General features: G+C 30.4%; 22 protein-coding genes. 18 read left to right on the plus strand and 4 right to left on the minus strand.

Annotation, left to right across the window (positions count from 1 at the left end; genetic code table 11):
• Nucleotides 1-4 precede the first annotated feature (4 nt).
• Together HNV10_RS09830 and fabG are read left to right on the plus strand one after the other, a co-directional pair.
• Nucleotides 5-2,977, plus strand: coding sequence for a M16 family metallopeptidase (locus tag HNV10_RS09830; RefSeq protein ID WP_173301179.1), 2,973 nt, complete (start codon nucleotides 5-7; stop codon nucleotides 2,975-2,977).
• Between the two features lie 183 nt (nucleotides 2,978-3,160).
• Nucleotides 3,161-3,907: a 3-oxoacyl-[acyl-carrier-protein] reductase gene (fabG, locus tag HNV10_RS09835; RefSeq protein ID WP_173301180.1), complete on the plus strand. Its 747-nt coding sequence runs from the start codon at nucleotides 3,161-3,163 to the stop codon at nucleotides 3,905-3,907.
• Between the two features lie 90 nt (nucleotides 3,908-3,997).
• Here fabG and HNV10_RS09840 read toward each other — a convergent pair whose 3' ends face one another.
• From HNV10_RS09840 to HNV10_RS09855, 4 genes are all read right to left on the minus strand, one after another.
• A complete protein-coding gene (locus HNV10_RS09840; RefSeq protein WP_173301181.1) occupies nucleotides 3,998-4,738 on the minus strand; it encodes a LytR/AlgR family response regulator transcription factor in 741 nt (246 codons plus the stop codon).
• Complete coding sequence (locus HNV10_RS09845) at nucleotides 4,719-5,768, minus strand: sensor histidine kinase (protein WP_173301182.1); 1,050 nt, start codon at nucleotides 5,766-5,768, stop codon at nucleotides 4,719-4,721. Before HNV10_RS09845 ends, HNV10_RS09840 begins: the two co-directional genes overlap by 20 nt.
• Before the next feature lie 23 nt (nucleotides 5,769-5,791).
• A complete protein-coding gene (locus HNV10_RS09850) occupies nucleotides 5,792-6,142 on the minus strand; it encodes a DUF4907 domain-containing protein (RefSeq protein ID WP_173301183.1) in 351 nt (116 codons plus the stop codon).
• Between the two features lie 132 nt (nucleotides 6,143-6,274).
• Complete coding sequence (locus HNV10_RS09855; RefSeq protein ID WP_173301184.1) at nucleotides 6,275-7,279, minus strand: Kelch repeat-containing protein; 1,005 nt, start codon at nucleotides 7,277-7,279, stop codon at nucleotides 6,275-6,277.
• 275 nt (nucleotides 7,280-7,554) lie between these two features.
• On the opposite strand from HNV10_RS09855, the gene HNV10_RS09860 reads away from it, so the two are divergent.
• The 16 genes from HNV10_RS09860 to HNV10_RS09935 all read left to right on the plus strand — a co-directional run bounded on the left by HNV10_RS09860 (nucleotide 7,555) and on the right by HNV10_RS09935 (nucleotide 24,820).
• Nucleotides 7,555-8,850 carry a DUF4270 family protein gene (locus HNV10_RS09860; RefSeq protein WP_173301185.1) on the plus strand — a complete coding sequence of 432 codons (1,296 nt, stop codon included), beginning with the start codon at nucleotides 7,555-7,557 and terminating at the stop codon, nucleotides 8,848-8,850.
• A complete protein-coding gene (locus HNV10_RS09865; RefSeq protein ID WP_173301186.1) occupies nucleotides 8,843-10,078 on the plus strand; it encodes a PorV/PorQ family protein in 1,236 nt (411 codons plus the stop codon). The genes HNV10_RS09860 and HNV10_RS09865 overlap by 8 nt, the downstream gene beginning before the upstream one ends.
• A gap of 128 nt (nucleotides 10,079-10,206) precedes the next feature.
• Entirely contained in the window at nucleotides 10,207-11,538 is a 1,332-nt protein-coding gene (locus HNV10_RS09870) for a TolC family protein (protein WP_173301187.1), read from the plus strand.
• A gap of 11 nt (nucleotides 11,539-11,549) precedes the next feature.
• A complete protein-coding gene (locus tag HNV10_RS09875) occupies nucleotides 11,550-12,755 on the plus strand; it encodes an efflux RND transporter periplasmic adaptor subunit (RefSeq protein WP_173301188.1) in 1,206 nt (401 codons plus the stop codon).
• A gap of 6 nt (nucleotides 12,756-12,761) precedes the next feature.
• Nucleotides 12,762-13,505, plus strand: coding sequence for an ABC transporter ATP-binding protein (locus tag HNV10_RS09880; protein WP_173301189.1), 744 nt, complete (start codon nucleotides 12,762-12,764; stop codon nucleotides 13,503-13,505).
• 91 nt (nucleotides 13,506-13,596) lie between these two features.
• Entirely contained in the window at nucleotides 13,597-14,817 is a 1,221-nt protein-coding gene (locus tag HNV10_RS09885; RefSeq protein WP_173301190.1) for an ABC transporter permease, read from the plus strand.
• A gap of 6 nt (nucleotides 14,818-14,823) precedes the next feature.
• Entirely contained in the window at nucleotides 14,824-15,858 is a 1,035-nt protein-coding gene (locus HNV10_RS09890) for a sensor histidine kinase (RefSeq protein WP_173301191.1), read from the plus strand.
• Nucleotides 15,859-15,861: 3 nt separating this feature from the next.
• On the plus strand, nucleotides 15,862-16,590 hold the full coding sequence (locus HNV10_RS09895; RefSeq protein WP_173301192.1) for a LytR/AlgR family response regulator transcription factor: 729 nt from the start codon (nucleotides 15,862-15,864) through the stop codon (nucleotides 16,588-16,590).
• 128 nt (nucleotides 16,591-16,718) lie between these two features.
• Complete coding sequence (locus HNV10_RS09900) at nucleotides 16,719-17,018, plus strand: hypothetical protein (protein WP_173301193.1); 300 nt, start codon at nucleotides 16,719-16,721, stop codon at nucleotides 17,016-17,018.
• A 231-nt stretch (nucleotides 17,019-17,249) separates the two neighbouring features.
• Entirely contained in the window at nucleotides 17,250-17,843 is a 594-nt protein-coding gene (locus HNV10_RS09905) for a DUF6515 family protein (RefSeq protein ID WP_173301194.1), read from the plus strand.
• A 236-nt stretch (nucleotides 17,844-18,079) separates the two neighbouring features.
• Nucleotides 18,080-20,113: a vWA domain-containing protein gene (locus HNV10_RS09910; RefSeq protein WP_173301195.1), complete on the plus strand. Its 2,034-nt coding sequence runs from the start codon at nucleotides 18,080-18,082 to the stop codon at nucleotides 20,111-20,113.
• Between the two features lie 10 nt (nucleotides 20,114-20,123).
• Nucleotides 20,124-20,936, plus strand: coding sequence for a prohibitin family protein (locus HNV10_RS09915; RefSeq protein ID WP_173301196.1), 813 nt, complete (start codon nucleotides 20,124-20,126; stop codon nucleotides 20,934-20,936).
• 267 nt (nucleotides 20,937-21,203) lie between these two features.
• Nucleotides 21,204-22,061, plus strand: coding sequence for an ATP phosphoribosyltransferase (gene hisG / locus HNV10_RS09920; RefSeq protein WP_173301197.1), 858 nt, complete (start codon nucleotides 21,204-21,206; stop codon nucleotides 22,059-22,061).
• Between the two features lie 58 nt (nucleotides 22,062-22,119).
• On the plus strand, nucleotides 22,120-23,448 hold the full coding sequence (gene hisD / locus HNV10_RS09925) for a histidinol dehydrogenase (RefSeq protein ID WP_173301198.1): 1,329 nt from the start codon (nucleotides 22,120-22,122) through the stop codon (nucleotides 23,446-23,448).
• Nucleotides 23,448-24,506 carry a histidinol-phosphate transaminase gene (gene hisC / locus HNV10_RS09930; RefSeq protein WP_173301199.1) on the plus strand — a complete coding sequence of 353 codons (1,059 nt, stop codon included), beginning with the start codon at nucleotides 23,448-23,450 and terminating at the stop codon, nucleotides 24,504-24,506. Before hisD ends, hisC begins: the two co-directional genes overlap by 1 nt.
• 32 nt (nucleotides 24,507-24,538) lie before the next feature.
• Nucleotides 24,539-24,820, plus strand: coding sequence for a GIY-YIG nuclease family protein (locus HNV10_RS09935; RefSeq protein WP_173301200.1), 282 nt, complete (start codon nucleotides 24,539-24,541; stop codon nucleotides 24,818-24,820).
• Nucleotides 24,821-24,838: the final 18 nt, after the last annotated feature.

A 24,838-nucleotide genomic window follows, 5' to 3' on the forward strand; every position in this document is an offset into this window, starting at 1 on the left:
AACAATGAAAATCACTAAATCAGTATTACTGCTTCTATTTGTTGCAGTAGTTTTTGGGTGCAAAACCGAAAACGATTCAAAAAAACTTGGTTACTCAATTGAAACCAATCAAGACGCTAATGGTTTTAGCTATGAAACTGTGGCGAATGACCCAACAGGTTTGCGTCTTTACACTTTAGACAATGGACTTAAAGTCTATTTAGGTAAAAATGATGAAGAACCAAAAATTCAAACCTTAATTGCAGTAAGAGCTGGTTCAACTTATGATCCTGCTGACAATACTGGCTTGGCACATTATTTAGAACACATGGTTTTTAAAGGGACTGATAAGATTGGTACTCAAAACTACGAAGAAGAGTCTAAATTGATAAAGCAAATTTCTAATTTATACGAAGAACACAAAGCGGAAAAAGACCCAGAAAAGAAAAAAGAGATTTATAAAAAAATTGATGAAATTTCTTTAGAAGCTTCTAAATTATCTATTGCAAATGAATATGATAAAATGGTAAATTCATTAGGAGCAGAAGGTACAAATGCCTTTACCTCTAATGAGCAAACGGTTTATGTAAATAAGATACCATCAAATGAAATAGATAAATGGTTAAAAATAGAAAGTGAACGTTTTAGCAAATTAGTACTACGTCTATTTCATACAGAATTAGAAGCTGTTTATGAAGAATTCAATAGAGGACAAGATAGTGATGGACGTAAACAATACTTTGCAACTTTAAAAGGTTTATACCCAACACATCCTTACGGAACACAGTCTACTATAGGTATTTCAGAGCATTTAAAAAATCCATCTATGGAAGCTATTAATGCTTATTTTGATAAATATTATGTGCCAAATAATATGGCAGTAATAATGGTTGGTGATTTAGACTTTGATGCAACCATTAAAAAAGTAAATGAGGCTTTTGGAAGTTATGAGAAAAAAGAGGTAACACATCCTACATTTCCTGAGTTAGAACCTATTACAGCACCTGTTAAAAAAGAAGTTTTAGGTCCAACTGCAGAATCTATCTATGTTGCATTTAGATCTAAAGGCAAAGGCTCTGACCAAGAGGTAATTTTAAACTTAGTAGATTATATGTTGGCGAATTCTCAAGCTGGTTTAATAGATTTAAATCTTAATCAAAAACAATTAGTACAACGTGCCTCTTCTTTTACAAATTTTAATAATGATTATGGTTTTCATTTACTTTATGGTTCTCCAAAAGCCGATCAGACCTTAGACGAAGTTAAAGATTTGTTATTAGCACAAATAGATAAAATTAAAAAAGGCGAGTTTGAAGATTGGTTATTAGATGCCGTAATTAATGATATGCGTTTGTCCAAAATTAAAGAATTTGAAAATGGTTCTGCTACAGCTTATGCTTATTTAGATGCTTTTATTGGACAGCAAGAATGGAAAAGCCGTTTAGAGATGTTAGATGAAATGAAGAAAATAACTAAACAAGAAATTGTTGATTTTGCAAATTCATTCTATGGAAATAACTATGTAGAAGTACATAAACTAAAAGGTGAAGATACATCTATTGTAAAAGTAGAAAATCCTGGAATTACACCTATTGAATTAAATAGAGGTAAAGAATCTGATTTTTTAAAGTCCATAAATAAAATTGTTTCTCCAGATTTAAAACCGCAATTTATTGATTATAAAACGGCTATTAAGGAATCTAAAACAGATAATGGACTAAAACTTTCTTATATAGAAAACCCAAACAATGATATTTTTGATTTAAATATTATTTTCGATATGGGTCAAGATAATGATAGAATGGTATCATTAGCAGCAGGATATTTAGATTATTTAGGGACTGATAAATATACACCAGAGCAATTAAAGCAAGAATTCTACAAAATTGGAGTAAGCTACAATGTGTTTTCATCTAGTGATAAAACTTATGTTGGTATTTCCGGACTTAAAGAAAACTTAGATGCAGGTTTAGCCTTATTAGAACACTTATGGAATAACGCAGAACCTAACCAAGAATCTTACGATAAGTATGTTGAAAGTATTCTAAAAGGAAGAGAAGATGGGAAAACTCAAAAAGGAAATATATTTTGGAACGGATTAATGAATTACGGACAATATGGTGAAAATTCTCGATTAAGAAATATTTATTCTGAAGTAGAACTTAAAGCTATAAGCCCAACAGAATTAGTAAATAAGATTAAGGAAATGCGAGCTTATAAGCAGAGAATTTTTTACTATGGTAATGCAGAAGACGAAGCAAAAGTGGCTTTAAATAAACATCACAAAATACCCGAAACTTTATTAGACTATCCTGAAAAAGTAGAATACACTAATTTAGAAACAGGTGGAAATGTTTACTTTGTAGATTATGATATGGTACAAAGTGAAATTCTATTATTAGCTAAAGGTGAAGAGTTTAGCCCAGAAAAAATGGCAGCTTCACAGTTGTTTAATACGTATTTTGGTAGCGGATTATCTTCAATAGTGTTTCAAGAAATAAGAGAATCAAAATCCTTAGCTTACTCAGCATTTTCTAGTTATAGAATGGCAAACGAACAAGGAAAACCAGATTATACAATGGCATATGTTGGTACGCAAGCAAATAAATTAGAAGATGCTGTTAACGCTATGATGGAATTAATGACCAATATGCCAGAAGCAGAAGATCAATTTAATCAAGCAAAAGAGGCTACTTTAAAACAAATTGCCGCTAAGCGAATTACTAAGTCTAATATATTTTGGACGTATGAAGGTTTAAAAAAGCGAGGTATTGATAATGATAACCGTGAGGAGATTTACAATGCCATTAAAAACATGACGATGGATGACCTTAAAACATTTTTTAATAATAACATCAAAGGTGAGAAATACAATGTGATGGTTATTGGAAATAAAAAGGATATGGATTTCGATGCCTTAAGTAAATTAGGAACAATTAAAGAATTAGATATCGATTATCTTTTCAATTACAATCAACCTGTAGCGTTAAAGCAATAGCAGTATTATCTGAACCTAAAAAATAAACCTCATATTGATTTAAAAATATGAGGTTTATTTATATCTAAGAATTTTTAATTTATAGTATATTTGAATACAAGTGTTAAGTATAATCATTTTTAAAATAGATTTGCTTTATACATTACCATTAAAGACAACACTAACTAAACGAATTTTATATACATGAAACTTTTAGAAGGAAAAACAGCAATTATAACAGGTGCAAGTAGAGGTATAGGCAAAGGAATAGCCGAAGTATTTGCAGAGCATGGTGCCAATGTAGCCTTTACATACAGTTCATCTGTAGAAGCGGCCAACGCTTTAGAAAAAGAATTAAATGCAAAAGGTATTAAAGCAAAAGGTTACCAAAGTAATGCAGCTAATTTTGAAGAAGCTCAAAAACTCGCAGCTGATGTTTTAGAAGAATTTGGTGCTATTGACATTCTAATAAATAATGCAGGAATCACAAAAGATAATCTCTTAATGCGAATGCAAGAAGCTGATTTTGATAAAGTGATTGAAGTAAACTTAAAATCAGTTTTTAACATGACCAAAGCTGTGCAACGCACTATGCTAAAGCAACGTAAAGGCTCCATAATAAATATGAGTTCTGTGGTTGGTGTTAAAGGAAACGCAGGACAAACAAATTATGCTGCATCTAAAGCCGGAATCATTGGTTTCTCTAAGTCAGTAGCCTTAGAGTTGGGATCGCGTAATATTAGAAGCAACGTTATTGCTCCTGGTTTTATTGAAACTGAAATGACAGCAAAATTAGATGAAGAAACCGTAAAAGGTTGGAGAGCTGGTATTCCTTTAAAACGTGGAGGTTCACCAGAAGATGTAGCAAATGCTTGTGTGTTTTTGGCTAGTGATTTAAGTGCGTACATTACAGGACAGACAATTAATGTTGATGGCGGAATGTTAACTTAATACATAACTCATTTTAATATATTAAACAAAAAACAGCACTATAATAGTGCTGTTTTTTTATTTAAAAAGGGTAAGTAAAAAGGGAATTTGTTAAATATTTAATCTGCTATAAACCATTGATTTGTAGCTCTCTCCAATTGGTATTCTTTCGTCATTAATTACAATTCTATTTTTTTGAATAGATGTAATTTTATTGACATTAACAATATAAGAACGATGAACTCTAATAAATGTATTCTCTGGTAATTTATCCTGAATTTCCTTAAAACTCATTAAAGTTAAAATAGGCTTAGATGCTTCAGCATGTATTTTTAGATAATCTTTTAACCCTTGAATATGCTTAATGGCCTTTATATCAATTTTTAAATTTTCGTACTCAGATTTTACAAAAATAAAATCGTCCTCATGAGGTGTTGAGGAAGATATAGATTCTCCACCTGCTGAAGACACATTAAAAGAGCTGTTAGCTTCATTTAATTTAATCATTTCTTTAACTCTGTTTACAGCTTTAAGAAAACGTGGAAAGGGTATGGGTTTTACTAAATAATCAACAGCATTTAAGTCAAATCCTTCTAAGGCGTATTCTGGATATGCGGTTGTAAAAATAAAAAAAGGAGCTTTTCCTTCTATAGCTTTTATTAGTTCTATTCCAGATATATTAGGCATTTCAATATCAGAAAAAACTAAATCTATGGGATTGCTGTTAATAAAATCTAAAGCATCAATGGCATTAGTAAATGTAGTAATAACCTCTACTGCGCTAATGGCTTTACAATAAGATTCAATTACATCTATTGCTAATGGTTCATCATCAATTATTATACATTTCATTATTGCTTAGATTTATAGTTAAATACACTCTATAATGCGTTTTGTTTTCTTCAATGGTTAATGTGTGATTATTACTATACAAGTGTTTGAGTTGATTTTTTATATTCTCTAAACCTACACCTGAGTTTTTATCATCACGCTTATATAATCCAACTATATTTTCTACATTGAAAATTAATTTATTATTTTCTACAACAATTTTAATATCAATATGTGTGTTTCCTTTATAGTCAGTACCGTATTTAAACGCATTTTCTATGAATGAAATTAATAACAAAGGATATATTTTTAGGTGTCTAGTCTCACCTTTTATGTTAAGTTTAACAGCTTCTGTGTTTTTTAGACGTAATCGTTGTAAAGCGATGTAATTTTGTATGTAATTCATCTCTTTTTCCAAAGGTACTTGCTCATCTCCAGCTTCATAAAGCATGTAGCGCATTAACTCAGAAAGTGTAATTACGGCTTCTGGAGCATTATCTGATTTACTTCTAACTAAGGAGTAAATACTATTTAGTGAGTTAAATAAAAAATGAGGATTTAGTTGATTTCTTAAAAATTGAAGTTTAATTTCCTTCTGTTCATTTTCTAACTCTTTAGATTCTCTGTCTCTTTTGTAAAAATCAACGACTAAACTAAAAATTCCACCTAATAAAAATATAGATAATGAAAATACTATTGGGATAGCATGTCTTATTCCTAATGGTCCGGCAGGTCTACCATCAGGCTGTGGCATTCGTCTAAATTCATTAAAAATAAGATTTGATATTAAATCTTCACTAACGTAATTAAATATTATTAAAAATGCTATTGAGAGGATGATGTATAATAATAGTTTTCGTTTTAGTAAAAAATGAGGAACTAGAAAAAGATAATTAACATAGAATAAAATAGGGCGTAAAGCTTGTCTAAAATATAAGTCTGTTGGTATTTTTCCTAAATCAATATAAGCTGTGAATAATGGAAATATACTTATTATTAGCCAAACGAAAATATGAACTAATAATTCTTTATATGAGATTTTTTTTATCAATGTTGAATTCTTAAAGTGCTAAACTAAATTTTTTCAAAATTAATGTTATTATCAATAAGTTCTTTCTTACTTATAACAGGAAAAGCATTTTTTGAAAGTTTTTTTAGCATAAGATTACCAATTTTCTCTGCATCTTCTTTTGTTTTAAAACTTTGCTTGCCTTTTAACGCAGGAATATATTCTTGTCTTATAAACAAACTGTCATTATTATAAATTTCATAAATCCAAGCGCTGTCATTGTCTATAACATGTAAAGTATATGGTGAATTGTTATTTTCAATTGTTTCATTATTATTGCTTTGAACGTATATAAACAAAATGGTAGCAATTGAAATTACACAAAAAACCAAGAAGTAGCTATATATTTTTTTCATTCTATAATTATTAAAAAATAGAGTCAGAAAAATGAAGTTAAATCAACATTCTCCCGACTCAGAGTTTGGCTATTAACCAGTGTCTAAAAAATTAATAGCGCATTAAACAATTAATCAAAACAATGTTGTTTTTTAGTTATCATCGTCATCTTGTTCTTCATTAGGGAAAAACTCCATGTTATCATCTAAATAAAGTGTTCCGTTTCTTCCTAAAGCTACAAATGCACGTTCTCCGTTATTAAAGGAAACAGCATCCTTTCTAGCATATAGTTCAAAGTCAGTTTTTTCTTCCCAAGCTTCGGTAGATGGAGTATACTCATAAACGGTACTTATACTTCCACCATATTCACCACAAGCAATATAACCTAAGCCGTCAATAGTAAAAGCAACTGCATTAGATCTCTGAACGTAATCATCGTCGTCCTCATCAACATCTTCGAGTTCTGTCCATGTTTCTGTATCTAAATTAAATACCCAAAAATCTGTTTCATAAACTCCATTACTAATTCCTGTTCCTAAATAAACATTGCTTCCAATTGTAAAGGTTACACCATCTCTTCTTTTATCACCTCCAAATCCATAAACTTCGGTCCAAGTATCTGTTATTGGGTCGTATTTGTAGAAATCTTTTTTATCGCTACCATCATATCCTGTACCAACGTATCCAACATTATCAGAACCAAAGCCTACAGCTCCATATCTTGCAGAACCACCAAAATCGGCAATTTGCGTCCATGTGTTGGTTGTAGGATTGTATTTGTAAAAATCAGATAATTCTTCATTAGTATCACCATTATAACCAGTGCCTAGATAGCCTTCATTATTAATAACAAAAGAGGTGGCAGAACTGCGAGCTTCTCCAGGAAAATCTGCTAATTGTTGCCATGAGTTAGTATCAATATTATAGCTCCAAAAATCCTTATAATAATCATCGCCATCATAACCTGTACCCATATATCCAATGTTGCCAATAGTAAAGGCAGAAGAGCTACTTCTAGCTTCTTCATTAAAGGTAGATTTTTTTACCCAGTTTCCTAATACCTCTTCACTGTCATCATCATTACAGCTAAAAAACAAAGTAAGTATTGCACTTAAATAAAGTAATCTTAGAGTTGCTCTGCTATTAAATTTTTTCATTTCAATTATTGTTTTTGATTAAACTAATTTGTTTGCTTAATTAAGAGTGTTTTTACACTTTGTACTGCGAACTTACTACCTCAAACTTTTAATATAATTATAAAATAGACCTAGACCAATATTGTGTAGACCAACACTGCTATTTAATCTATAAATCCATTCACTCAATTTAATAGCATAAAATGTACTATTTGTAGATAAATAATTCCCATCGGTATATTTTACTTTTTATTAAACATATTGCTTAGTTGATTTGTACAAATTCTAAAAAGCAAATGTTTAAATATTATCTAAAATTAGTCTTCACTTTGGTTGTTGCCATTGTTGTAATTTCTTGTTCAACTGATTCTGAAGAAAATTTGTTAGCAGGAGAAGATTTTACAAGTACAAATATTAGAGTCTTATCTGTTGATACATTCTCTGTGAAATTTTCTACGATGAAATTCGATTCTATTGCGACCTCAATAAGCAGTAGATTAATGATAGGGAAGTATACAGATGATGATATGGGAATTGTAAATTCTTCATCATATTTTAGCTTCAATTCAACATCTTATTCTATTGATAATGATGCTGTTTTAGATAGTGTAGGATTAGTGTTAGGCTACGACACATACTATTATAATGATACAACGCAAGTGGCAACTCTTAACATACATAAGCTGACGGAAAAAATGAGTAGCGATGATGATACGTTTTACAATACGTCTACAACAGCATATGAAACCACACCTTTAATAACTAAATCATATATACCTACACCAAATAAAGATTCGATATATGTTACATTACCTTATACATTTGGAGAAGAATTATTTAATGATATTAGGGATAATAATATCACAGATGATGAGTCCTTATATCAAAAACTAAAAGGATTTACAATAATTCCAGGCACTGATGATAATGGTTCTGTAATTGGATTTTCTCCATCTAGTGAAGATACATACATCCGCTTTTATTACACTATTCCAGATGAGTTGTATACAGATGAATATACATATGATTTTTCAATAGATACCTATTATAATCATACAGAAACGGATGTCACTGGTTTACCTTTAGAATCTATTATAGACCAAGAGTACAACCTAGATTCTTCTGACAGTAATGGTATTTGTTACAACCAATCTGGTACAGGTTATGTAACTAAAATTGAATTTCCGACCATAAAAAATATCTACGACATTGGCAGAGAAGGAACCATATTAGATGCTGTTTTATATATAGAACCTAATACAGGTTCCCATTCTGATATTCAACCGTTAAACGAATCGTTACTACTTTATACCATTGATCAAAATAATGATTTGGCTAGTCAGATTTCCAACAGTTCAGATGTTGTAACTGCCACATTATCTACTGATGATTCTGAATTTAATGTAATTACTTATGAGGTTCCGGTAATTGATTTTATTGATAAAAAATTAAATGAAAGTCCAGAAACTGAAGATGCTCTTATTCTAATTCCGAGTGATTACAATTCTGAAATAAATAAAATAATTTTTAATGACACTGAAAAATCTAATTATAACACCAGATTAGTCATAACCTATGCTATATATGAATAAATCTAAACACATTATTATTTTTACCATGGTATTAGGATTATTTGGCTATTCTCAATCCAATAATTTAACCAGTTCACCATATTCACTTTTTGGGCTAGGAGTAGAAAGCAACTCTGGAACAGGAAGAAATAGTGGATTAGGAAGAACCGGAATCGCTTTAGATGCCAGTTATGGTTTAAACCTTTATAACCCAGCTTCACTAGCTACTGTAAATCCTGACGAATTTATTCTTGATTTTGGTGGTACAGGAGAGTTTGTTAACGTATCAAGTAATGATTTAAATGAACAAAGTTCCACTTATAATTTTTCCAATATATCCTTTGGCTTTAATAGTGGAGGGAACTACGGAATAGCTTTTTCATTAAAACCAGCTTCTAATGTAGGTTACGCATTAACTGGGATACAAAGTAATATTGAAGGAAGTACTGAACAGTTTATTACCAATATTGAAGGTTCTGGTGGATTAAACGAATTGAGAATAGATTATGGTAGAACCTTATTAAAAAATTTAAATGTAGGTCTAAAGGCATCGTATCTATTTGGTAAAATTGAAGAAAATGAATCTATTCTTACAACAAACAGTTATTTAGATGTAAATGAAGTAAACTATTATAGAGGTGCACAACTTGGTTTAGGTTTACAATATAAACTAAAAGAAAAACATAATTTTGGATTGACTGTAGATTTTCCAACAGAATTAACAGGTACCCAAGATGTGGTTATTGGTAAATATTCTAATTCGGCATATTCATTATTAGAGGAAACCGAAGATGAAGAAATAGATAATTTTTCTATACCATTTAATTTAAGGTTTGGTTATAGTACAAAAATTAAAAACATATTATTAGCGGCAGATTATAGTAAAAGCTTTTGGTCTAATACTGACCAATCTGATGCTATTGGAGAATATGTAGATCAAGATATTATTAGTTTGGGAGCATCTTATTCTGTAGATCCCAGAAGTCATAAATATTGGAAACGTGTGGATTTTAGAATGGGTTTAAATTACAATTCAGGATATCTTAAAGTAGATGATACAAGGATTGACACATATGCTGCTTCAATTGGTTTAGGCTTACCTATTGGTAAAAAATCGTTACTAAATGTATCTTATACTTTTGGTAAAAAAGGAACTACACAAAGTATACTTATACAAGAAAATGTTAATACACTAAATATTAATATTTCGCTTTCGGATTTATGGTTTCAGCAACGTAAATTCAATTAAAATTAGTAAAATTCTCTTCGATAAAATAAGCGTTTTCGTCTAGAGAATTAAAGCAATCATCTATTACGGTTTTATACATTAGTATATAGTTTCATTTTTGAAGTGTTAAATAGAAAACACCAAAAAAAATGAAACTATTCTTTTTTATAATAAGTATAATTTTTGCGCAAGTAACTTTTGCTCAAGACACTTTAGTAAACTCAAAACCTAAAGTTTGGTCTTTAGAAGACTGTATAACTTACGCTTTAGAAAATAACATTACAGTTAAAGATGCAACCTTAAATAAGAACATTGCAGAAGTTAGTTATAATAGTGCAAAATCTTCAAGATTACCAAACCTTAATGCTAGTGTTTCTCAAAATTTTTCTAACGGAAATACTATTGATCCTATCACTAGTGATTATGTAACTGATCAAATACATAGTACTAATGTTGGAATAAATAGTTCAGTAACATTGTTTCAAGGAAATCAAATTAGTAATCAAATTAAACAGAACAAAATATTATTTGATCAAAGCGTTTTTCAAGAAACAGTCGAAAAAAATAATATAGCATTAAGTATTCTCGAAATTTATTTACAAACCCTTTATAGTAAAGAAAGTATCATTATAGCAGAAAACAATGTTGTTGCGTCAGAAAAGGAAGTAGAAAGAGCTAAAGCACGTTTAGATGCTGGCACAATTGCATTAAGTGAATACACTGAAGCACAAAGCCAAGCAGCAACTAATAAATACAATGTTATTTCTGCAAAAAATGATTATCAACAATATATTATTCAATTAAAACAGCTATTAGAGCTAACGCCTTTAGATACTATTGAAATTGAAACTATTGATGAATCTATTGATTTAGTCAACCTAGAACTTAACAGAATAGAAGTGTACAATAAGGCATTAGATTATATGCCAGAAATACAAGTTAGCGACTTAAATATCGCGGCAAATGAAAAAGAATTAGATATCGCTAAGGGAGCTTATTTGCCAACGCTATCTTTATTAGGAAGCTTAGGTTCTGGATATACAAGTATTAATGATACTACGTTGTCTGATCAGTTTGATGTCAATTTTAATCAGCAATTAGGGCTGTCATTAAATATTCCAATATTCAATAGAAAACAAACAAAGGCAGCAGTAACAACAGCTTCTATAAATATAGAAAAAGCAAAGATTCAAAAGCAGTCTACAGAGAAAGAAATCTATAAAAAAGTAGAAACAGCGTATCAAAATGCATTATCGGCTCAAGAGCAAGTTATTGCAGCAGAAGCCTCAAAGTTAGCTGCAAAACAAAGTTACGAACTAGCACAAAAAAAATACGAGCTGGGAGCTTTAAGTACTACTGATTTAGTAATTAGTCAAAACACTTATACCAATGCGCAGCAAAACTATTTGCAAGCCAAATACTTAAGTGTATTATACCATCAATTATTACAATTTTACCAAGGAAACGATATCAAAATTTAATCTTAATAGTCATGAACAAAAAAACAAAAATCATAATAAGTGGCATTGTACTAGTTGTACTTGCAATAGTAGCATACGGTTTTATAAAAAGCGATGATACCGTTGTTATAGAAGCTAAAACCGTTATTGCCAAAAAAGAAAATGTAACCACAATGGTTACAGCAACAGGAACAATTGAACCTATAAACCAAGTAGATGTTGGCACGCAAGTTTCTGGAGTCGTTGAGAAAATATATGTAGATTATAATAGTGTAGTTAAGGAAGGGCAACTTATTGCTGAGTTGGACAAAACCAACTTAAAAGCAGCTAAAACACAAGCACAAGCGGCATATGATAATGCTTTAAGTCAAAGAAATTATATGAAGACAATTTACGACAGACAAAAAACATTGTATGAAAATCAAGTTATAAGTAAATCAGATTATGATGATGCCGTATACAATTACGAAACTGCAAAAGGTACGGTAACACAACGTTATTCAGATTTACAACAAGCAATAACCAATTTAGGATATGCTAATATTTATTCTCCAATTGATGGTGTTGTTTTATCGAGAGATATTGATGAAGGACAAACCGTTGCAGCAAGTTTAAGCACACCAACCTTATTTAATATTGCACAAGATTTAAAAGAAATGCAAGTAGAAGCAGATGTAGATGAAGCAGATATAGGACAGGTAAAAGAAGGCCAACGTGTAGAATTTACAGTAGATGCGTATATCGGTGAAATATTTAATGGTGTAGTAACTCAAGTGAGGCTAGACCCAGCAATCACCTCAAATGTAGTGACTTACACTGTGGTAATTAAAGCAGAAAATGAAGATTTAAAACTAAAGCCTGGTTTAACAGCAACCATTTCAATTTACACCTTAGAACTAAATGATGTCCTAACTGCAGAAGCAAAAGCTATCAATTTTAGTCCAGATACTGAAACTTTAAAAACTTACAATCTGCATCATGAATTACCTGAAACAACGATTAAACCAACTGAAGATAAAACTGTGTTATGGGTTTTAGGCAATGATAAAAGCATCACACCAAAACAAGTGACTATTGGAGCTAGCGATGGTGTTAAAGTTCAAGTTTTAAGTGGTGTTTCAGAAGGAGAAAAGCTAGTTTATAGTTTAAAAGGTGTCTCTAAATCTGAAGCAAGTTCTGGAGGAGCAAACGAAAGTCCATTCATGCCAAAACCACCTGGAGCCAACAAAAAAAAGTAAACAGCCATGAGTAAAGAAATTATTAAAATAGAAAATTTAAAGCGTGAATTTATCATGGGTAGTGAGACGGTTCATGCATTAAAAGGGATTTCGTTTGATATAAAAGAAGGTGAGTTTGTAACCATTATGGGATCTAGTGGTTCTGGTAAAAGTACTTTATTGAATATTTTAGGATGTCTAGATAATCCTACTTCTGGAAGCTATGAAATTGATGGTGTAAAAATGAAGGATTTAACTAAAAATCAATTGGCTACTATTCGAAACGAAAAAATAGGTTTCATTTTTCAATCCTATAACTTATTGGCAAGAACTTCGGCTTTAGAAAATGTAGAATTACCATTGTTTTATAACAGCAAAGTGTCATCTGAAGAACGTAGAGAAAGAGCTATAAAAGCCTTAAAAATGGTAGGTTTGGAAGACAGAATGGATCATACACCATCGCAACTTTCTGGTGGACAACAACAACGTGTTGCTATTGCAAGATCATTGGTAAACAATCCAGTTATGATTTTAGCTGATGAAGCCACAGGTAACTTAGATACAAGAACATCTTACGAAATTATGTCTTTGTTTCAAGAGTTAAACAAACAAGGTATAACAATCACCTTTGTAACGCACGAACCTGATATTGCAACATTTAGCAGTCGAACAATTGTGTTAAAGGATGGCAATATTATACAAGATAAATTAAATAACGATGTGCAATCTGCTTCAGTAGAATTGGCAAAATTACCTAAAGAAGATCATTAATTATGAAATGTCAAAATAAAGATTTCGATTTCAATTAATATGTTAATTATGGCATTCCAAATGACCTTAAAAAAACAATAAATATCAACATATGAGACTATTAAATTTACTTAAAATCGCCTTTAAGGCCATTGTTCTTAATAAAACGAGAACATTGCTAACCATGCTAGGTATTATTATAGGTGTGGCTTCAGTAATAGCCATGTTAGCTATTGGAGAAGGCTCTAAAGAAAGTATTCGTTCTACCATTTCTAGTATGGGTTCTAATATGGTAACCATTAGACCTGGAGCTGACGATAGAGGTCCAGCAAGAGGAAGTGGTGGTGATGTACAAACCTTAATATTTGAAGATTATGAAAAAATAAAAGAACAAGCAACCTTATTAAGTCACATTACACCAGTAGTAAATGGTGGCGGACAAGTCATTAACGGTTCTAATAACTGGCCTTCAACAATTTTTGGTGTTAATCCAGAGTATTTAGAAATAAAAGCTGTTGGTTTACAAAGTGGTAGCATGTTTACAGATACCGAAGTAAAAACGGCTTCAAAAGTGGCTTTAATTGGGCAAACGGTTGTTGAAAATGTGTTTCCTGATGGCCAAGAGCCAGTCGGACAAATGATTCGATTTAATAATATTCCTTTTAAAGTGATTGGTGTGCTAGAGGAGAAAGGAGAAAACACTTTTGGACAAGATCAAGATGATATTGTAATTGCACCTTATACAACAGTACAAAAACGTATTTTGGCCATCGATTATTTAAATCAAATTATGGCTTCTGCAGTTAGTGAAGAAGATGCTTCTGAAGCTGTAGAGCAAGTCACCGAAATATTACGTACACAACATAAATTAATGGATAATGAAGATGATGATTTTACAGTACGTTCTATGGAAGAGTTAATTTCTACCTTTAGTTCTACTAGTGAAATGTTAACGGTTCTATTGGTAGCAGTTGCAGGTATATCCTTATTAATTGGTGGTATTGGTATTATGAATATTATGTATGTTTCCGTAAAAGAACGTACCAAAGAAATAGGATTACGAATGGCTGTAGGAGGTAAGGGGTCCGATATTTTAATGCAGTTTTTAATTGAAGCTATTTTAATTAGTATTACTGGTGGACTTTTAGGTGTAATCCTTGGACTTGGAGCCACAGTTTTTATAGAAAATTTCTTAAATTGGCCAACAAGTGTTGCGCTTTACTCAATAGTTATATCTTTTGCTGTTTGTGCTTTAACAGGCATCTTTTTTGGATGGTATCCTGCAAGAAAAGCTTCGGCTTTAGACCCAATAACCGCTTTACGTTACGAATAATAAATTATGTATAAAAACAGAAATATAAACGTCTTTTCTCACGTACTTGTTTGGTTAGTTCTATTCAGTATGCCTTATGTGTTGTCTTATGGACAGTCGCAAGAAATTGATAGAATTATAGCACATTTCTGGATTCCTATAGCTTTTTATGCCATAATATTCTATACCAATTATTTTATACTTATTGATCGTTTTCTGTTTCCTAAAAAAATGGTGTTTTTCGTCATCATTAATTTAGTAATGATTGCATTATTTATTACCATAAAAGAGCAAATTGAAAATGCTTTCTTCAGTGATTTAATGAGAAGACCTTCTCAAAATGATGTCAATAGTCCACCTTTTAAAATGTTCGTTTACGTTCAAATGATATCGTATATGGCACCTTTGTTATTTTCTATAGCCATAAAAACAACGCAACGATGGATAAATACCGAAACCGAACGTAAGGAAGCTGCTAACTTTAAGTTAAAGTCAGAATTACAGCATTTACATTATCAATTGCAACCACATTTCTTTTTTAACTCGTTAAATAACATATATGCATTGGTGGATATTTCGCCAGAACAAGCAAAAACGTCTATTCATAGTTTAAGTAAATTGATGCGTTATATGCTATATGATACTAATGAAGAAGTGGTACCTTTATCTAAAGAAATCGATTTTATGAAAAAATATATCGAGTTAATGAAACTGCGAGTTTCAGATAAAACTAAGGTGACTTATAATTTTATTTCTGAAGAAACTGGTATTAAAATTGCGCCTTTATTATTTATTTCATTAATTGAAAATGCCTTTAAACATGGTGTATCTGCAAGTAATGAAAGTGAGATTATAATTGATATGACTGTTCAAAATAAAACAGTTTTGTTTAGCATTGAAAATGATAACTTGCCTAAAAAAACAGAAGATAAAAGTGGATCTGGTATTGGGCTTCCTAATATTGAAAAACGTTTGCAATTATTATATCCTAATCAGCATAATTTTAAAACTATGGTGAAAGATAATCGCTTTGTAGCGCAGTTAGAAATTGAAACCAACTAAATTATGAGCAACCTAAAAATTACTTGTGTTATTGTAGATGATGAACCTATGGCACTTAATTTAGTAGAAAGCTATGTTGAAAAAACACCTTTTTTAGAGTTGAAAAAAAAGTGTAGTAGTGCTATTGAAGCTATGGAGTTTATAAAAACAAATCCCGTAGATTTATTGTTTTTAGATATTCAGATGCCAGATTTAACAGGTTTAGAATTTTCTAAAATGTTACCAAAAGAAACAAGGGTAATATTTACAACTGCTTTTGATCAATATGCTCTCGAAGGTTTTAAAGTGGAGGCTCTAGATTATTTATTAAAACCCTTTGATTATGCTGAATTTTTAGCTGCAGCAAACAAAGCTAATACCTGGTTTGAATTAGTAAAAGGAAAAAAGCAATCCATTCTTTCCGAAGAAAAAGAATTCCTTTTTGTCAAATCTGAATACAAACAATTACGCATAAAACTAGCAGATGTACTTTATTTTGAAGGGCTAAAGGATTACATTAAAATTTGGTTAAAAGACAATACAAAACCTATTTTAACTTTAATGAGTTTAAAATCTTTAGAAGAAGAATTACCAGCTACAAATTTTATGCGTGTACATCGTTCATTTATTGTTTCTTTAAATAATATTGATGTCGTTGAGCGTAGTCAAATACTTATTAATAATCAACGAATAACTGTATCAGAACAATATAAACCCAAGTTTTTGGAGTTTATTAACAATAACTCATTGTAATTAAAATCTTTTACCGTTGGTCTATTATTCTAGAGGATTAAAAGAGAGATTTACCCTATTAGTATATTCTCTTTCTTTAAACTAAAAGGTAACTTTACTTTTGCATCATAATTTAAATATATATAATTATGAAAAAAATCATACTTCCCTTAGCGTTAGTTATAAGCATGTTTAGTTGTGATAGTGTAAAGAATGTTAATTCTTCAAGTCTGTCGCAAGCAACAACATTATTAAGCTCATTAAGTTCTAATTCTACAGTTCAGCAAATAACTACTCTTTTTGGATTATTAGATGCTAATAAAGATGAAGCTATCAGTTCTACAGAGGCAATTGGTTCGGTAGCAGATAATTTTAATGTGTTAGATACAGACAACAGTTCTAGCTTAAACTTAACTGAATTAACAGGTTTGTTAGGCTTATTAAAATAATTTTTTAGCCCTTATTAATAGAAGGCATACATTAAATTGTATGCTTTTTTTATGGGATTTTTAAAAAAAAGGTAGAATCATGTCTATAAAAAAAACCAATACGTAGATGAAATTGTATTGAACATCTATTTGGCTTTTATTCAAGAATAAACAAGTTTACTTTTAAACTATCATTATTAAAAAAAGTCTTAATAATGAATAAAGAAGTTTAATCTTTTAAATATAAAAATCATGAAAACATTTATAAAAGCATTTGTTTTGCCAGCCATATTTATAATGGCTGTTTCTTCAGAAGCTACAGCTCAATCCAGAAGAAGTACAGCAACAAAAAAATCAGAAAAAACAGAAAGAACAGTTAAACAAACGACAGTTAGGAGAGTACCAAGTACTAGAGTAACTTATAAAAAACCTACTAGAAAAGTGGTTTCTGTAAGGTCTATACCTAACAGAAAGGTGGTGAAACATAAGGGTCAAACCTATTATTATGCTAACAATAAATTTTACACTCAATCTAGAGGCCGTTTTATAGTAATAGCTCCAAAAGTTGGATTTAGAATTAAAGTTTTACCTGCACATTACAAAAAAGTAAGATTTAATTCAGGTATATATTATAATGTAGATGGAACGTTTTATTTAGAGATTGATAATGAATATGAAGTTGTAGAACCAGAAATAGGAACTATTGTTTATGAGTTACCAGACGACTTTGAAAAAGTTACTATAGATGGACTAACTTATTACGAATTCGGAAACATTTTATACGAAAAAATACAAGTAGATGGTACAAGAGCTTATGAAGTTGTAGGTATCATAGATATGGAATAAAAGTTAGATTAGATTGATTGTTTATTAGTAGAAAAGGAGGATAGTTTTTTATTATCCTCTTTTTTTTGATTTTAGAAATTGATTTTTACAATTGCATTATATTTAATTCTTCTAATTATTCGTAATTTTGATTATTGAGAAACACTAATAAGTATTGTAATTTGTTAGTGTTTCTAAATTATAGAAAACACTAAAGCTGAAATCTATCCTTTTTCTTTAGTAACAGGTAAATTTAGATGCAAAACTCAACAATAATTTATATAGTTATAGCAGCAATAGCAGCGCTTTTATTAGCGCTGTTTCAATATTTATATAAGTCAAAAATAAAGTCTAATTTAAAATACCTACTAACAGCATTAAGAGCTATTTCTCTTTTTGGAATTTTGTTATTGCTCATTAACCCAAAGTTTGAATCGTTTACGTATTTTAATGAAAAACCAACACTAGTTATTGCGGTAGATAATTCAGAATCTATTTCATATTTAAAACAAGACCAAAAATCTCGTGAGGTTGTTAAAGTACTAAAAGATAATGCAGAAATAGCAAACCGATTCAATCTAGAAGCATATAGCTTTGGAAAATCAGTTTTTACATTAGATAGTCTCAACTTTAATGAACGCCAATCTAACTTAGCCTATGCTCTAAAGCAATTTGGAGAGATTTACGCTAATCAAACGGCACCGATTGTAGTTATTACGGATGGTAATCAAACTTATGGTTCAGATTATAGTTATATAGCTAAAGATGTAAAACAACCTGTATATCCGATTGTATTGGGCGATTCTACAATACATTCAGATTTAAGTATTAAACAACTTAATGTAAACCGTTATGTATATTTAAAAAATAAGTTTCCTGTAGAGGTTATTGCAAACTATAGTGGAAATCAGTCTGTTAATACTGAGCTTAAAATTTGGTCTGGTAATACTTTGGTGTTTAGAAAAACACTTCAATTTAATGCTTCAAAAACATCCGAAATTATTGAAACAACACTTGCCGCAAATAGCGTAGGTGTAAAAACATATAAAGTAGAACTGACCACATTAAATAATGAAAAAAACACTATTAATAATACTAAAAATTTTGGAGTAGAAGTTATTGACCAAAAAACAAATATTGCGTTGATTTATGATCGTATGCATCCAGATTTAGGTGCGTTAAAAAAAGCGATTGAAAGTAATGAACAACGTAGTGTTTCAATTTTAAAACCAAAAAAATATTTAGAAAAAATTAATGATTTTCAATTAGTTATATTGTTTCAACCTAATAACAACTTTAATACTGTTTTAAGAGAAATTGAAGATCAAAAAATCAATACGTTTATTATTACTGGCGAAACTACTAACTGGAATATCTTAAACGAGAGTCAAGATTATTTTAGACAAAAAATAACAAATCAATTTGAAAATTACCAACCGATACTAAATAATAACTATGGAACTTTTATCGTAGAAAATTTAGACTTTAATAGTTTTCCGCCATTAAAATCAGAGTTTGGTTCTCTTCAAATTACAGTGCCTTATGAAACTTTATTGTATAAATCCGCTAACGGAATAACAACCGAAGATGTTTTATTAGCAACTTTTGAGGCTAATAATACAAAGCATGCTATTTTAAATGGCGAAGACATTTGGAAATGGCGAGCGCAGTCATTTTTAAATACCAATAGCTTTAATAATTTTGATGAATTTATAAACAAACTCGTTCAATACTTAAGTTCTAACAAAAAACGAAAACGCATTAATATTGATTACAAATCGTTTTACAATGGAAATGATAATGTTGTTATTTCGGCTCAATATTTTAATAAAAATTACGAATTTGACGATTCAGCATCATTAAGCATTGTCTTAAAAAATAAAGAAAATGAAAGTGTAAATGAAGTACCACTTTTACTAAATAATGGTAATTATACAGTTGATTTAAGCGGTATAGAAGCTGGTTTGTATGATTTTACTGTAAAACACAATTCAGAGTCTGTTGCGGTTTCCGGAAGTTTTCAAATTTTAGAATACAATGTTGAACAGCAATTTTTAAATGCTGATATCACAAAATTAAATGCATTAGCTAATAATAGTGAAGGTGAAGTTTATTTTTCTAATCAGATTTTACAATTAGTAGAGCATCTAAATAAAGATAAACGTTACGCAACTATTCAGAAAAGCACTAAAAATATCGTACCTTTGATAGATTGGAAATATCTACTTGGTTTAATTGTATTATCCCTTTTTATTGAGTGGTTTATTAGAAAATATAATGGATTAATTTAAAGACTAAAAAATGGAAAAATTACCAAAGGTTGGATTGCCAATTTTAATTGGAGTTGTATTATTAATAATATTAGTAGCTAAATCTGCTGTTACAATAGGTCCTGGAGAAGGAGGTGTTTTATTTGAGCCACTTGGTGATGGTATAAATACCGAACGCACTTATGGTGAAGGTTTTCATATTGTTGCACCATGGAATGATATGATTGTTAAAAAAGTAAGACAACAGTCTATATCAGAAAACATGAATGTACTTTCCGTAAATGGATTAGATATTACAGTAAGCGGAACTATTTGGTTTGAACCTGAATATAAAAATCTTGGAAAATTAATTCAGACAAAAGGTGAAGATTATATAGAAGAATTACTAAATCCTGCCATTAATGCCGCAGCTAAAAGTGTTGTGGGTCGCTACACACCAGAGCAATTATATTCTAGTAAAAGAGATATTATTGAGCTTGAAATCTTAGAAGAAGTAAGAAATGAGCTAGAAGGGCAGTTTGTAAACGTTAAACGTGTTTTAGTAGAAAATGTAAAATTACCTACCACGATTAAAGATGCTATTGAGCGTAAATTAAAACAAGAGCAAGAATCTTTAGAATATGAGTTTAGACTAGAAAGTGCTAGAAAAGAAGCTGAAAAAGTAATTATTGAAGCTAAAGGTAAAGCAGAATCTAACCGTATTTTAAGTGCGTCGCTTACAGATAAGATTTTACAAGATAAAGGAATTGAAGCTACAGTAAAACTATCGGAATCACAAAACAGTAAAGTTATTGTTATTGGTTCTGGAGAAAGTGGAATGCCAATTATTTTAGGAAATCAATAAAGTTTAAGTTGAAATAATAATTATTTCCTAAAAATGTGATTTTTTTAATCATAAATTAGGATTTAAAAATATTATTTCACAATCTTTGTAATAAGAATCAAAAATATGACATTTATTCAATTACATCATCATTTTCATACTAGCGATCAAGCGAGGTGAATTTGTATTGAATAATTTCAAAATATATTATAAAAACCCGTTTGAGAATTTCAAGCGGGTTTTTTATTTTTTAAACTCAGAGATTCTTAGACATTATCAAATTAAGAAATGAATAAACTAAAAATTGCAGTACAAAAATCTGGACGTCTTAATGAAGACTCTATGAGAATTTTAAAAGAAATCGGAATTTCTGTAGATAATGGTAAAGACCAGCTTAAAGCGTCGGCTCGAAATTTTCCTTTAGAAGTTTTCTATTTAAGAAATGGTGATATTCCTCAATATTTAAGAGATGGTGTGGTAGATGCAGCTATTATTGGCGAAAATGTATTAATAGAAAAAGGAAACGATTTAACCATTGTAGAGCGTTTAGGGTTTTCTAAATGTAAAGTGTCTATTGCAGTGCCAAAATCTTCAAAAGCAACAAGTTTAAAAGATTTAGATGGTAAACGTATTGCAACATCTTATCCAAATACAGTTAATCAATATTTAGAAAAAGTAGGTGTTAAAGCAAATTTACATATCATTAATGGTTCTGTAGAAATTGCACCAAATATTGGTTTAGCAGATGGCATTTGCGATATTGTTTCTAGTGGAAGCACCTTATTTAAAAACGGACTTAAAGAAATTGATGTATTATTAAAATCTGAAGCTGTATTAGCAACATCGCCTTTAATTTCTGAAGAAAATCAAGAGTTGATTGATAAAATCCAATTCCGATTAAAATCTGTCTTAAAAGGAAGAGGCAGTAAATATGTATTATTAAATGCACCAAACGAAAACCTTGAAAAAATTATTGGTTTGTTACCAGGCATGAAGAGCCCAACAGTTTTACCTCTAGCTACAGAAGGTTGGAGTTCTGTACATTCAGTAATTAATAAAAATGATTTTTGGGAAATTATAGATGAGTTAAAAGCTAATGGCGCGGAAGGCATTTTAGTTTGTCCAATTGAAAACATGGTGCTATAAATTCCTGCGAATGCAGGAATCTTAAGATTATATTGAGTGCTTTAAGAATTAGAAAAATATGAAACTACATATTAATCCAGATAAATCAACCTGGTCAGCGTTATTAAAAAGGCCAACGCAAACCATTGGAGATATTGAAGAGACTGTAAAAACAGTTTTCAATGACATTAAAACCAATGGCGATAGTGCAGTTGAAAAATACACATCAAAGTTCGATGGTGTTACACTAAAAAACAACATCGTTTCTAAAGAAGAAATAATAGAAGCAGCCAACAACGTTGATGAAAATCTAAAAACTGCAATTCAATTAGCTAAATCTAATATTGAAACATTTCACAGTGCACAAAAAACGGATAGAGTTGAAGTAGAAACAATGTCTGGTGTAGCATGTTGGCAAGAAAAACGACCAATTCAAAAAGTCGGATTGTATATTCCTGGAGGTACAGCACCTTTGTTTTCAACGGTTTTAATGTTGGCTGTTCCTGCGCAGATAGCAGGTTGTAAAGACATTGTATTGTGTTCACCACCAAATAAACAAGGAAAAATTGCCAACGAAATTTTATATGCCGCGCAATTATGTGGTGTAACTAAAATTGTAAAGGTTGGAGGTATTCAAGCCATAGCAGGATTAACGTTTGGTACGGAAACAATACCACAAGTCTATAAAATATTTGGTCCTGGTAATCAGTTTGTAACAGTAGCAAAACAATTAGCGACGCAATTTGGTGTTGCTATAGATATGCCAGCTGGTCCAAGTGAACTTTTGGTTATGGCAGACGATTCTGCAAATGCGGCTTTTGTAGCGTCAGATTTATTGAGTCAGGCGGAACATGGTGCAGATAGCCAAGTAATTTTGGTCACGACGTCTAAGGAATTTTCAGAAAAAGTAAATGCAGAAGTTGAATCACAATTAGAAGCTTTACCAAGAAAAGATATGGCTCAGATTTCCATTTCTAATTCAAAGTCTATTGTTGTTAATGATTTTGAAACCGCTTTAGAATTAATAGATACTTACGGTCCAGAACACTTTATTGTTGCTACTGAAAACGATGATTTCTTTGTTGAAAATATCAGTAATGCTGGTTCTGTTTTTATTGGAAATTACACACCAGAAAGTGCAGGTGATTATGCATCAGGAACGAATCATACCTTACCAACTAATGGATTTTCAAAAGCTTATTCAGGTGTGAATTTAGATAGTTTTCAAAAGAGCATGACCTTTCAAAAGATTTCTAAGGAAGGGATTCAAAATATAGGAAAGGCAATTGAACTTATGGCAGAAGCAGAAGGGTTGCAAGCACATAAGAATGCGGTAACTTTAAGATTAAATGACTTACAAATTCCTGCGAAGGCAGGAATCTCGATCTCTAAAACTCAGAATACATAATGAAGAATTTAGAGTTCAATTTAGACGCATTATTGCGTAAAAATATTCGCAACATCAAACCCTATTCTTCAGCTAGAGATGAATATAAGGACATTACAGACGGAATGTTATTTATTGATGCTAATGAAAATCCGTTTAATACAAACGTAAATCGTTATCCAGACCCTCAGCAAGTCAAATTAAAAAGTCAATTAGCTGAATTAAAAGGTGTTTCAGAGAAAAACATCCTTTTAGGTAATGGAAGTGATGAAGTTTTAGATTTGATTTTTAGAGCGTTTTGCGAGCCAAATAGCGACAAAATTATTACGTTGCCACCAACTTATGGTATGTATTCTGTGTTGGCGAATATTAATGCGGTAGAAAATATTGAAATTGAATTAGAATCTAATTTTCAACCTAATACAAATGCGATTTTAGAAGCAGCAAACAACCAAACGAAACTATTATTTTTATGTTCGCCAAACAATCCAACAGCCAATAGTTTTGAAGCGAGTAAAATAGAAGCATTACTAAATAATTTCAAAGGAATTGTAGTGATTGATGAAGCATATATCGATTTTTCTAAAGAAGAAAGTTGGTTAAATCGTTTGCAGGATTTTCCGAATTTAATCGTAACACAAACTTTGTCTAAAGCTTATGGTTTAGCCGGAATTAGATTAGGAATTTGTTATGCTTCCGATGCAATTATAGCTGTTTTAAACAGAATAAAACCACCATATAATATTAATCAACTGACGCAAGATAAAGCCTCAGAACGCTTAAATAATATGGAAATAATTAAGGATGAAGTTTACACAATTCTATCTGAACGTGAATTATTATCGAAAAAGTTAGAAGATGTATCACTTGTAGAAAAAGTTTATCTATCAGACGCTAACTTCTTATTAGTCAAAGTGGATGATGCTACAAAACGTTATAATGAATTAGTTGAAAAAGGGATTGTGGTAAGAAATAGAACAACCCAAGCTTTGTGTGAAAATTGTTTAAGGTTCACTGTTGGAACTGAGGTTGAGAATGAGAAATTAATCGAAATTCTTCGATTAATTTCGAAATCCTGAACTTGTTTCAGGAACTCATAAATTTAAAAATAATGCAGAAATATTATTGTTACATAATATCAAATAAAAATAGAATTGTATTATATATTGGTTACACAGAAGATATAAAAAAGAGACTAAAAGAACATTTAAATGGAAGAGGAGCAAAATTTATTAAAAGGTATAATGTTCATGAATTAGCACATCTTGAGGAATTTGAAACTAAGAAATTAGCAAAAGGAAGAGAAAAACAATTAAAAAATTGGCATAAAGAATGGAAATGGAACTTAATTAAAGAATCCAATCCAAATTTAGAAACATTAGAGATAAATTAAAAAAGCCCTGAAATAAAT

The organism is Winogradskyella litoriviva (assembly GCF_013249065.1).
Taxonomy (GTDB): Bacteria; Bacteroidota; Bacteroidia; order Flavobacteriales; family Flavobacteriaceae; genus Winogradskyella; species Winogradskyella litoriviva.